General features: G+C 42.1%; 9 protein-coding genes. 3 read left to right on the top strand and 6 right to left on the bottom strand.

All coding sequences use genetic code 11. The features are described 5' to 3' along the window. Nucleotides 1-28: 28 nt before the first annotated feature. Both trxA and rho read left to right on the top strand, forming a co-directional pair. Complete coding sequence (gene trxA / locus J8L86_RS05610) at nucleotides 29-355, top strand: thioredoxin TrxA (RefSeq protein WP_211029262.1); 327 nt, start codon at nucleotides 29-31, stop codon at nucleotides 353-355. 357 nt (nucleotides 356-712) lie between these two features. Beyond that, nucleotides 713-1,978, top strand: coding sequence for a transcription termination factor Rho (gene rho, locus J8L86_RS05605; RefSeq protein ID WP_065109317.1), 1,266 nt, complete (start codon nucleotides 713-715; stop codon nucleotides 1,976-1,978). A gap of 149 nt (nucleotides 1,979-2,127) precedes the next feature. On the opposite strand, the gene rhlP is transcribed toward rho, so the two are convergent. The 5 genes from rhlP to J8L86_RS05580 form a co-directional block, all read right to left on the bottom strand. Then, nucleotides 2,128-3,006 (bottom strand): rhombotarget lipoprotein, encoded by an 879-nt coding sequence (gene rhlP / locus J8L86_RS05600; protein WP_065109316.1) that lies wholly within the window; start codon nucleotides 3,004-3,006, stop codon nucleotides 2,128-2,130. Nucleotides 3,007-3,433: 427 nt separating this feature from the next. Next, nucleotides 3,434-4,381: an NrfD/PsrC family molybdoenzyme membrane anchor subunit gene (nrfD, locus tag J8L86_RS05595; RefSeq protein ID WP_055023580.1), complete on the bottom strand. Its 948-nt coding sequence runs from the start codon at nucleotides 4,379-4,381 to the stop codon at nucleotides 3,434-3,436. Continuing rightward, a complete protein-coding gene (locus J8L86_RS05590; RefSeq protein ID WP_055023581.1) occupies nucleotides 4,378-4,950 on the bottom strand; it encodes a 4Fe-4S dicluster domain-containing protein in 573 nt (190 codons plus the stop codon). Before J8L86_RS05590 ends, nrfD begins: the two co-directional genes overlap by 4 nt. Before the next feature lie 12 nt (nucleotides 4,951-4,962). Next, entirely contained in the window at nucleotides 4,963-7,239 is a 2,277-nt protein-coding gene (phsA, locus tag J8L86_RS05585; RefSeq protein WP_211029260.1) for a thiosulfate reductase PhsA, read from the bottom strand. Nucleotides 7,240-7,565: 326 nt separating this feature from the next. Next, a complete protein-coding gene (locus J8L86_RS05580) occupies nucleotides 7,566-9,368 on the bottom strand; it encodes a sensor histidine kinase (RefSeq protein WP_247663240.1) in 1,803 nt (600 codons plus the stop codon). A gap of 139 nt (nucleotides 9,369-9,507) precedes the next feature. On the opposite strand from J8L86_RS05580, the gene J8L86_RS05575 reads away from it, so the two are divergent. Then, on the top strand, nucleotides 9,508-10,104 hold the full coding sequence (locus tag J8L86_RS05575; protein ID WP_211029258.1) for a response regulator: 597 nt from the start codon (nucleotides 9,508-9,510) through the stop codon (nucleotides 10,102-10,104). 594 nt (nucleotides 10,105-10,698) lie between these two features. Here J8L86_RS05575 and J8L86_RS05570 read toward each other — a convergent pair. Then, nucleotides 10,699-11,388, bottom strand: coding sequence for a DUF2711 family protein (locus J8L86_RS05570; RefSeq protein ID WP_211029257.1), 690 nt, complete (start codon nucleotides 11,386-11,388; stop codon nucleotides 10,699-10,701). Nucleotides 11,389-11,481 lie beyond the last annotated feature (93 nt).

Below are 11,481 nucleotides of genomic sequence, written 5' to 3'. Positions count from 1 at the left end.
AGCAATGGTGCCAAATCTGGAGATTTACATGAGCGATAAAATTGTATACCTAAGCGATGACAGCTTCGAAAATAACGTTATTAACTCAGAATTACCTGTATTGGTAGACTTCTGGGCTGAGTGGTGTGGTCCTTGTAAAATGATTGCCCCAATCTTAGATGACGTAGCTGAAGAGTACGCAGGTAAGCTAACAGTAGCTAAACTTAACGTTGACCAAAATAATGTTTCACCAGCTAAGTACGGTGTACGTGGCATTCCGACATTATTAATGTTCAAAGGCGGCGAGTTAGTTGCGACTAAAGTTGGCGCACTATCTAAGACTCAATTAAAAGAGTTCATCGACGCACAAGCTTAATCAAGCCTCAAATCAGAATCACAGCCTATCTGATTGAATGTTGAATATTATTCATAACGAGTGCTGTTATAAGACTCGTTATTGGCTTAGAGACTCTCATATATGAGAGTCAATAACGCTAATCAATCATGACGATGCTGCGCATTTTGAGCTTGAATAGTGATTATCGGCACAATATGTGAACAATTTGTGCCGATAATTAGCTAAAATTCTGGACGCACACTCCATATAGTGCTAATTTATTCAGCAGATTTTTTCAACTAAACTCCTACTCGCTTATCAATCACACTTTATCTACACCGTTATACCCTATGATTGATTGCGGTAAGCATCGTCGCGTAATACAAGACCCCCAACATGAATTTAACTGAATTAAAAGACACGTCTATATCGGACCTAGTTTCACTCGCTGAAAGCATGAAATTAGACAATATGGCCCGTGCTCGCAAGCAGGACATCATTTTCTCAATTCTGAAAGCCCACGCCAAAAGCGGTGAAGATATCTTTGGTGGCGGTGTATTAGAAATCCTTCAAGATGGTTTCGGATTTTTAAGAAGTTCAGATGGTTCTTACTTAGCAGGCCCTGATGACATTTATGTCTCTCCAAGCCAAATTCGACGCTTCAATATGCGTACCGGTGATACCATCTTTGGTAAAATCCGCCCACCAAAAGACGGTGAACGCTATTTTGCCCTGCTAAAAGTCAACGAAGTAAACTTCGACAAGCCTGAAAATTCTCGTTCTAAAATCTTATTCGAAAACTTAACCCCGCTACATGCAGAAGATCGCCTACGCATGGAACGCGGTAATGGTTCGACTGAAGATATCACCTCGCGTATTCTTGATTTATGCTCTCCTATCGGTAAAGGTCAACGTGGCTTGATTGTCGCACCGCCAAAAGCGGGTAAAACCTTATTACTTCAAAACATGGCGCAAAGCATTACCTACAACAACCCAGAAGTGGTGTTAATGGTATTACTGATTGACGAACGTCCTGAAGAAGTAACCGAAATGCAACGCATGGTAAAAGGTGAAGTGATTGCTTCAACCTTTGATGAGCCAGCATCACGTCACGTTCAAGTGGCAGAAATGGTTATCGAAAAAGCCAAACGTTTAGTTGAGCACAAAAAAGACGTGGTGATTTTATTAGACTCAATCACGCGTCTAGCACGTGCATACAACACCGTGATTCCATCATCAGGTAAAGTCCTAACCGGTGGTGTTGACGCTAACGCTTTACACCGTCCAAAACGTTTCTTTGGTGCTGCACGTAACATCGAGCACGGTGGTAGCTTAACCATTATCGCAACAGCGCTTGTCGATACTGGTTCTAAGATGGATGAAGTCATTTACGAAGAATTTAAAGGTACAGGTAACCAAGAGTTACACCTTTCTCGTAAAGCAGCTGAAAAACGTGTATTCCCAGCGATTGATTTCAACCGCTCAGGTACGCGTCGTGAAGAAAAACTCACCACGCCAGATGAACTTCAGAAGATGTGGATTTTACGTAAAATCCTTAACCCAATGGATGAAGTATCAGGCATGGAATTCCTTATCGATAAATTGGCCATGACCAAAACAAACGATGAGTTCTTCACTGCGATGAAACGCGCTAAAACCTAACGTTGATTCTGCATTAAAAAACCACCTATATTGGTGGTTTTTTTGTGCCTGTACTTTCAACAAGCGGACATGTCAGCACGCAATACTTCAGTAAAAGCACTAAAAGTAGCTAATTATTCAATCTTTCAGGTTGTAGGCACTGGTTTTGATTATGTTCTACCTACTCGGTTTCTAAATCCAAATACCATTATTATGAAAAACAGTGTTATATCTAACAAACCTAGCGCGCCACCTTTAGCACTATAACCTTCACTATGCGTTATTTTTACTTGATCAGGGTTTTCTTTAACTCTCTTTTTAAAGCTATCCAATTGAGTATTTAAATTCATAACCATACTATCCGCTGCTTGCTCAAAGCCTTGAATGCTATCTGCTCTTAACTCTTCACTTAAATTAATAGGTGTTGAGCTGCCTGATATCTGACTGGTTCCTGGCGCCCTAAAAAGCATCATTTTACTGTCGATATCGTAGACAACTGTATCCATCAAGGTGTTCGTATCATTCTTCTCGCCTGATACCACGTAAGCACCGACAATTGTCCAATAGCTTAGCGATAATATGCCCTCATCGGTGAACTGTACTTGGTCATAAGAAACCAATGCGATCACATCAATACCATACATAGTTTGTATTTGAGACAAATTAGCAAAACTACCACCAGCAGTTAAATACGCAGAGGGGATCACTTCTATGCTGCTAACAAAATCCAACATCCGAAAGTTACTAGCAACACTTTCTAAAATTTCGGTTTTCTTAGATTCCGATAACCCTGCAGAATAACTATTTCCGGTCCAAGAGTTATGAGATGAGCTATCACTTTTACTTGCAGGAACAAACGCAACACCAACCCGTAACGGGAGAGTTAACTGAGGGATTGCAGGGGTAATTACTGCTTCGCTGGACTTTGGATAAAGGTAATCCATCACACTACTTTTGGTATTCACTTGCTGCGAAGCGCATCCTGATAACAACAGCATAGCCAGTATGCTGACCAACCTAATGTTCTTATTTAACGGCCAATAAATCATAAATCCCTCTATGTTATTTTGGTGCTTATCTATTGCGAGTCATTGATCCGCAACTGCCACAAACACTCATGTTCAATACTCTTCAAACATCTGAATCAAATGATTAAATAAAAATGACTATATCATTACTGCACATGATTTCATCGGATAAATTTAAACCTAAATAAACATGCTCGATTAACATGTGATGCTCTTGGAATGTAAAACTGATAGTAGTGCTGGTAGTAGTATTGATATTAATAATGGAATAAGTGATTTTCGTCGGAAGTCAATTTGCACAGTTAATGTGAGAAATTATCTAATGCTATAAATATTGCGAGTACGATAAAGCCGCTAAACAATATATGTTAAGCGGCTTTATTGGTGCTATTAATTGCTGAATAAGTTGGTAGTCTTCAAGAATCAATACCTTCTTATATACAGCGCTCTAGCTAATATAACTTTGCCCTGCATACACCACGAAGTGACGTAAGGCTAATACCCCAAGAATGGTGCTACAAGAAACCGTGATTAAAAACCCTTTTGTATGACGCCATGACTTAGGTGCAATCGTGCTAGCAAGCACTGGCACAACTAAACCTAAACCAACAACCCCTAGCCAAAATACACTCGCCCACGTTCCTGTAGTGATAGCTGACGTTGCCGCTTGCGCTGCAGGGCCTGAAAAGTTAAGCCCAACAAACAATAACACCAGACATAAGGCTTCGTTAAAGGCCACTGGGTATTCGATACGGTGCACTTGCTCGATACAGTCAGATTCTTTTTTGCTGAAGAATAAGGTCGCAACCAAAATGTTACCTGCCGAACCTACCGACAAAGCTGATGCTAAAAATAGTGCAGGTAAAACAGCAGTATTTAATATCGGGTAGCTAATCAGCGCTGATAATAAAAAGCCTGTGTAAACCCCAACCCCTATCGCCAATATAAAGATCAACTTGTTAAGGCTATTCTCAAGTTGGCGACATACTTTAGCCACGCCAGCTAACCAGGGCGCATATTTAAGTAGCTGCTTTTCAAACACTAAACCAGCAAATATAAACACCAGCGGGATATAAAATAATAATGCTAATACCCCCCAAGCCATCACCGAAGTAAAGTTGTAGTTAAGCAGAATATGGTAAAACTCAAATGGCTTGGTTAAATCAAGCACTAACAGCGCCATACCTAGACAAATAGAGACTGGGCCAACTACCGCTGCGGCTTTAATCACCGGTAGCCCTTCTGTCGGTAAACCTCGGCTTTGCTTGTACCATTTGAGCCCAATTGCCACCAGCATTGACCCTGCTGATAACCCTGCCATAAATAAATACACTGCGATTATCCAGTTCCAGACGACTGGATCGTATTGCTCCATTGAGCCCCAGATATTATTCATGCTTTGATCCCTCCTTTACGGCTAGGAATACGATAAACCCTTGGCTCTGTGCCTAGATTCACTTTTTGTTGGTAATGATTTTTGGTGTCTAGTAATTGACTCACTTCAGAAGTTAAATCATTGGCATCACCAAAGGTCAGCGCTTGGGTTGGGCACACTGCTACACATGCAGGCTCTTCGCCTCGAGCTAAACGGGTTTCTTTACAGAAGTCACACTTGTCCGGCACGCGGGTTTCAGGATTAATAAAGCGCACTTTGTAAGGACACGCCGCCACGCAATACAAGCAACCAACACACTTACCTTCATTGATGGACACAATGCCATCATCGTTGACATAAGCCGCTCCAGTTGGACAGACTTTCACGCAAGGTGCGTTTTCACATTGCTCACATGACACGCGGTTGTATTTAAAATGCAGGTGAGGGAAATTACCGTAAGGCCCCTCAACTCTTACCTGAATACGGGTCACCGACTCAGGGACATTATTTTCACTGCGACAAGCGACATTACACGCTTGGCAGCCAATGCACTTATTTTCATCGTGCACAAGGACATAACGTTTAGTCATAATGAACTCCGATTAAATCTTGGCTATTTTGACGCCGGTAGTATGTAGGTTCATACCTGTTACCGGAGCCGTGACATGAGGAAGTAAGTTACCGCAATGAATACCCTTGCCTGTGGCACGCGCAAGCTCTTTGTTTTTAGAGCCGCACCCCATATAAGCAAATACGGTATCAGGACGGATACCTGGCGTGACTAAGGCATGACCCTCTTCGCTGCCTGTATCGTTGAAGATACGAATTTTATCGCCGCTCGAAATCCCCATATGTCCCGCTGTTATCGGGTGGATCCACAAGGCATTGTCAGACATCAAGTTAGCCAACATGGGGACATTTTGCGTTGCGCCATTGGTATGTACGGCGACCTTACCTTGGATGAAAAATAGCTCATCAGCTTTTTTCATGGTGACTTCGCGGTATTTAATCACGCCGCGTCCAGGTGCCATTTTTTCCACTTTATCTGAGCTTAATTCAATCTTGCCTGACGGCGTTTTAAAGCTCAGATGGCTGGCATAAGTGCTATCTTCATCTGGCGCTTTGGCATTAGCGTATTCAGTAACAAACGCATTCACCATGCTCGGTTCACGTAACATTAATGGTTTACCGTAGCTTACCCAGCCATCACGCTTAATTTTATCCAGCAAGCTAATATCTTTATTCACTTGGAACATCTGCAAGGTCTGCATATTTTCCCAAGGGAAGTACTCACCTAGGCCTAATTTATCTGCCACCTCTTTCCAAATCTGCCAGCTTGGCTTAGTGTCACCAATGGTATCGACCACCCGCTGACGCACATAATAAGCTGGGTTCTTGCCTGACTTATCCTTAATTTCTTCATCACGCTCTAGGTAGGTAGATTCAGGTAGGAACACATCAGCATAAGCTGCGCTTTCGGTGATGTATAAGTCGCAGGCGACAACAAAGTCGAGCTTTTTCATCGACTCTACAATCCGTGCTCTGTCGGTCATGGTTTGCATTGGGTTGGTGCGGCTCATAACCCAGCCGTGTAATTGATAAGGCACGGCATCAAGAGTGGCATCTAAAATGGTTTGATATACCCCACCCGATGACCACAACATGGCATATTGCTCATCGACCATATCGATACGCTTAGCGTCAATTTTAGGTAAGTTTTTTACACCTGGTTTTGATAGTGTTGGCGCAACATTTTCGCCAGCAAACTTATTATATTTCGATGCTTTTTTACCAAAATATAAACCGCCTTTACGCTCAATATTGCCTACCAATACATTGGCAGCGTATAAAGCACGGCGCATTTCAAACTCTTCTGTTGTAAATGAGGCTCGGTGACCAAAATCCACTAATGCATGAGGCGCTGCAGCAGCGTATTCATGGGTAATACGGCGAATATCTTCAGCGGGTACATCACTTATCGCTTCGGCCCATTCAGGTGTGTAGTTTTTGACTTCTTTGGCAAACTCATCAAAGCCTTCAACGTACTGTGCGACGAAGTCTTTATCGTATAAATCATCATTAATCAGGGTATGACAAATCGCCAAGGCAACCGCTACATCTGTACCTGGTTTAATGGCGTACCACTCATCAGCTTTATCAGCAACGATAGAAAAGCGTGGTTCAAATACCACTAGCTTGGCGCCCTTTTCCATTTGTGCATTCATCATGCCTCTTGTTTCCGACATATTAATGCCTTCATACAAGTTATGACCGAAGTTGATGATGTACTTTGAGTTACTTAAATCACGTTTAATTTTGCCACCAAAGATGGCTTTAGCTGCAACCACATAACCAGCTGGACAAGTCGATGCATGAGTAAAGGTATTTGGGCTGCCAAAGGTTTTGGCGAGATGAAAAAGGTGGCTTTCAAGCGAGCCAGACTTAGAAGAAAATGCAACGGACTCTGCACCATGCTTGGCTTTAATTTTATTGAGGTTTTCCGCTATCAGACTGTAGGCTTCATCCCACTCAATTTCAGCCCATTTGCCTTCGCCACGTTCGCCTACACGCTTAAGCGGCTTAACAATACGCTGCTTATCGTAAAGTAAACTATGACCAGCGCCACCACGGGCACACACTGCCCCGCCAAATGATTTCGCTTTTTTATTCCCTAAAATAGACACGTTTTTGCCGTTTACTACTCGAGCAGAAATAGGACAACGTGTTGAACACATCTCGCAGCTACTTGCGACTAGCTCTTCACTCCCTTGCACAGTGACGCTGCCTAAAGCAGCAATCGAGCCAGGCAGCGCAGCGAGTGCACAACCTGCGGTGCCTGCTCCTGCGCCTTTGATAAAGGTTCGCCGATCTAGTTTCATGGTACTTCTCCCAATTGACAACGATGCCCAAGAACCTTAATCAGCTTGCTTTAATATCCAATCAACTGGATGGCATACGGTTAAGTTGTTCTAAGGTTTTCATCATTCTCAAACAGAAGAAGCGAATTGAATATTGTGGTAAACCACATATCTACGGCGGGTATTTCGGCTTTGTGACTGTGTTCACGGTTTAAAAAATCACCAACACATGTCTATTTTTTTCGCTATTGTGGTAAACCACATTTTGTCTATTTTCGTGATAAAAACAAAATAGTCAGTGTTTTTCCGGCTCAACCAGCCTCTATCGAGGCGGGTTGTTACTCAAGTTAAACGATGAGTTTTTGCTGGCTGCCTCTTTTCTTCAAACTGATTTTGGCAATGCAACCAGATTGAATATCTTGTCGATTTTTAAGGCTAAAGGCGCCTTCATGCTCCTTGATGACTTCATTACAAATCGCAAGTCCAAGGCCTAAACCATTTTCTTTGGTGGTATAAAAGGTTGCCATTAACGCATCTGATGTTTCAGGTAAGCCTGGGCCATTATCGATTATCGAAACATCCACCTGATGCTCTTTAAAATCCATTGCGATGACAATTTTGGCTCGTTTTACAGCCTCAGCACTATCACTTATCGCATCAATACTGTTTTTAATTAGGTTAATCAGCACCTGCAACAAGCCAACTCTATCGGCGGTAATAAAAAATGGCTCACCTTTGATATTGTTTTCAACACTGATGTCGTGTCTAGCCAATTCAATTTTGAGTAATGACACACTCTCATCGACCAAACTCAAAATGTTGACATCCACCATGACCGCTTCTTTGCGCTTTAATAAACCACGAATACGGTGAACCACTTCGCCAGCTCGGGTGGATTGTTGATGGATTTTAGTTAGCAATGCTTTGGCTGATTGTTCATCAAAAGGCTGATTGTTTTCCAGCCTCATAATAGCGCCTTCGCTGTAACTGGTAATCGCCGCAATGGGCTGATTTATTTCATGGGCTAAACCAGCGCCAATCTCACCAATAATGGCAGCACTTTGTAGCTTCTCTAATGCAAGCTCTTGCTGTTTTAGTTGTCGCTCAGACTCAATTAACGACTCACTTTTTTGATGAAATCGATACTCAATCCATAAGTGGTAAACCGTCGCGACGATAAATAACAGCACTGCCAAACCACCCCAATGACGATTATTATTAAGCCATTTTAGTAAAGTGTCCCAGCGGTTTACTTCTGACGCTTCAACATGAAGCTCACTGAATAACTGAATCACTGCCAGCTGACTAATAGGTGAGGTCCACCCTTTCAGTTTTGCTTGTATTGCAGTAGGGTGATCTGAAGGTAAATCCATTAGCGCTTGAGTGATATGTTTACTGAGTTCAATATCCACGCTCTCATTCGCAGCAAACGACCAGTTAGGATAAAGGTTAGTACTGCACTGACAGTCGAATCCTTTCGGACGACTCGGGTTTAATATACGAAACTCATCCGCTTTAATCAGCCCTCGCTCGACCATATCTTCAAAGGTACATAATGGCGTTATCGCCGCATCCACGTTACCGTCACGCACTTGATACAATAATGGATCGAGCGGGAACCCAAGAAACTTAATCTCTTTAAAGTAATTTTTAGTGTCCATGCCTAATTTATGCATCAGGCCAATGGTAGCTTGATAGCCTCCCAACGCATGAGGATCACTAGCCGCAATGGTTTTTTGCTTTAAGTCGTACAAGGAGCGGTAATCACTGTCAGCCCTAACAATAATGGCTGAGCCAATAGCAGAGGTAGCGCCGTTATGACGCCTTGAACGCATCGTAGCTAGCCAAGACAAAGGAAACTGATTGGATAAATAAAGGTATTGCCCAGGGTTTGTAATAATAAACTGGATTTTTCCTGATTCCATTGCCGCATTCAAGGCTTCGAAATTACCTGGATAAACATGAAATCGGGTATCTGGTACCTGTTCATTCAAGTAATCCATCATCGGCGTCCAACGAGCAATCGCCTGCTGATCGCCCCAATTGGCAAGCACACCGACATAAAGCTCTTGCGGTTTAGCCCAAACTGGTGACAAAAAGCTAATAGCGATTAAACAAAGCAATATCCGCAGCACAATAAAACCTTTCATTAGAAAACTATAATAAGCTTACGATGAGCGGCAATCACGCAACGTGATGGATTTCATGGTTTGTATAAAATTAGTTCGCATATCGATTCAAACTGAGATATTTATCAATGATGCATTCAAAACATTGCAAGGAATACACATGCAAACTGACATTCATTGCCCAGTCTATTTAGTCGATGATGATGAAGCCATTATCGATTCAATATGCTTTTTAATGGAAGGCTTCGGTTATCAGCTAACCAGCTTTAACTCTGGAGACGCCTTTCTCGATCAGGTTGATTTGTCATTAGCAGGTTGCGTAATTTTAGACGCCAGAATGCCTGGACTTAGCGGCCCAGAAGTACAGCAATTATTGAATGAAGCGAAAAGCCCGTTGTCGATTATTTTCCTGACAGGTCATGGTGATGTGCCCATGGCAGTGGATGCATTTAAACAAGGCGCATTTGATTTTTTCCAGAAACCAGTACAAGGCAAAGTGCTGGCACAGTCTATTGAAAAGGGTCTGCAATACAGCGTGAAGCAACACTGGAAAATGCATCATCTCGCCTTAATTGATGGACTATCAGAGCGAGAGAATCAAATCTTCAAATTGGTTATAGCAGGCAATACCAATAAACAAATGTCGAATGAATTATGTGTGGCAGTCAGAACCATTGAAGTTCACCGCTCCAAATTAATGGAAAAGCTGGGCGTGCAAAATATTGCTGAGTTAATGAAGCTAGCGCCTTTGGTTTAGTTATAGATGCTATTGTCTTTAATGGATAAAGTTGGAAACTTATTTTTGGACAAAAACGTTTTAAAGCTAAATTCTAAAAGTGACTTTTGGTATTAGGATAGATATGGCAATCGGATATACGGTAACGCTTCGCCTAAGCGGCGAAAAATGCTTGACTATAATTAGCGACGAAGGAGCGCAAGCCAAGCATTTTGCGTCCTTTGCTTTAGGCGTTTGTTAGGTGCTGCCACTCAAAACGCATACTTATTTTCCGCGCATTTCAAATGCAACACCACTTTATCTTTATCTATCTCGGCAACGATAAACGAGCTGTATATCAAGTTGTAATCTGGATGTGGAGAGAAATAGTGAATTTGATTGCCTTCATCACTAACTTCCAACAGTTCACCGTTTCGAAAAGTCTGATATAGGGTGTCAGCGTCCAATGGCTTTTTAAAACTCATACATGTTGAGTAAAGGTCTTTCACCTCTGAATTAGTACAGCCTGTTAAAAGCAAAGTTAATAAAAGTATTACTATACGCATTAGCACTTAACGTCCGCATTTGCGGATTGTTTGGAGCGCAGCGGAAAACCATTCCGACAATGTGCGCTTGTTATATTTCATATGCTCCCCAGTATACTTCTGTTTTTGGAGTACAATAAAACCCTTCAAATGGGTCTAGTGATAGCATTTCTTCAATAACCTCTTTTGAAGAACATAAAAACGAACAGTGACTATCCCAATGTGTTGTAACCAACAAACTATGGTCATGAGTGAATATACAGCCATGAGAGGGAATCTCATCTTTTTCCACTAGGTCGTCAATCCAGAGCAGCTTCCTTTCTGTACCAAACTGATCACCTACCCAAAGCCAATCATGACCAAGTTCTTTGATTGTTTTGAGAAGGCGATTTTCAAGTAATGGAGGGATATCACCTTCCTGAGGATGAATGATATTTTGCTGGTCCAGTTCAGCAAGTTTTTTTGAAAACTGTTCGTTTGATAACTCTTTTTTTAAACCACCAATACTGGTTCTCAAACCTATATCAATATCACATAAGCTGTTTACACCTGAAAGTCCAATGATTTCTCGCCAGCTAATAGCGTCACAGCCATTAATGATTTCAAGCTTGTCAGGCCACGCCGAAGGAAAGAAGCGTTCGATATCAATAGCTGTAGGTTTAAAAAATGGATGTAGAAGAATGTATACGCACTCAAACTGACCATCATAGAAAGGAAGAATCCTCTCATCGTCAGGACAAGATGCGAACTTCTCTGGTGTTGGCAATATTCTATCTATCATAGTGTGAAACACCTAAGAAATATAACGCCAAGTTAACCGGCAGCTTTGTAGCAACGAAGTTGCGGAGAAGCTGTCCAGTGGAAGCCGCGTGTT

Origin of the sequence: Shewanella sp. MMG014, from assembly GCF_018100775.1 — a bacterium.
Lineage (GTDB): Bacteria > Pseudomonadota > Gammaproteobacteria > Enterobacterales > Shewanellaceae > Shewanella > Shewanella japonica.
Note: the sequence above shows the minus strand (reverse complement) of the source record. Positions and strands in the feature narration are given on the sequence as shown.

Bases quoted from the DNA above. Each gene is read 5' to 3' on its own strand.
- J8L86_RS05580 (WP_247663240.1), bottom strand. From the start codon at position 9,368: ATGAAAGGTTTTATTGTGCTGCGGATATTGCTTTGTTTAATCGCTATT.
- rho (WP_065109317.1), top strand. From the start codon at position 713: ATGAATTTAACTGAATTAAAAGACACGTCTATATCGGACCTAGTTTCA.
- trxA (WP_211029262.1), top strand. From the start codon at position 29: ATGAGCGATAAAATTGTATACCTAAGCGATGACAGCTTCGAAAATAAC.
- J8L86_RS05590 (WP_055023581.1), bottom strand. From the start codon at position 4,950: ATGACTAAACGTTATGTCCTTGTGCACGATGAAAATAAGTGCATTGGC.
- nrfD (WP_055023580.1), bottom strand. From the start codon at position 4,381: ATGAATAATATCTGGGGCTCAATGGAGCAATACGATCCAGTCGTCTGG.
- J8L86_RS05575 (WP_211029258.1), top strand. From the start codon at position 9,508: ATGCAAACTGACATTCATTGCCCAGTCTATTTAGTCGATGATGATGAA.
- J8L86_RS05570 (WP_211029257.1), bottom strand. From the start codon at position 11,388: ATGATAGATAGAATATTGCCAACACCAGAGAAGTTCGCATCTTGTCCT.
- rhlP (WP_065109316.1), bottom strand. From the start codon at position 3,006: ATGATTTATTGGCCGTTAAATAAGAACATTAGGTTGGTCAGCATACTG.
- phsA (WP_211029260.1), bottom strand. From the start codon at position 7,239: ATGAAACTAGATCGGCGAACCTTTATCAAAGGCGCAGGAGCAGGCACC.